At 55.7% G+C, this 244-nt stretch carries 1 pseudogene; it reads right to left on the bottom strand.

What is annotated here, in order from left to right:
- A pseudogene (locus ACTHR7_RS10910) lies at positions 1-244 on the bottom strand (penicillin-binding protein 1A); the annotation flags it as partial.

The raw sequence follows: 244 nt of genomic DNA, 5'->3' as shown, positions 1-244 counted from the left end.
GGTCGGAGCTGGAGGTCAAGCGATCGCGCATATACACTTCGCCGCCGTATGTAACCACGCCTTCAGGTGCTTACATCTGTTAGACGCTGGTGCCTATCAGGGCGAAGCGCATGTATTCAACCCAAACCGGTACGGCGATTCTACCACCGAAACATGCACGACCCATGCTGCGCGGTTTGACAAAGCCGAGATATACGGCAGTCACAACGCTCGGGGTGAAGCCGACAAACCATGCGTCTTTGGT

Origin of the sequence: Neisseria sp. P0007.S010 (assembly GCF_051962875.1) — a bacterium.
GTDB lineage: Bacteria > Pseudomonadota > Gammaproteobacteria > Burkholderiales > Neisseriaceae > Neisseria > Neisseria subflava_A.
Note: the sequence above shows the minus strand (reverse complement) of the source record. Positions and strands in the feature narration are given on the sequence as shown.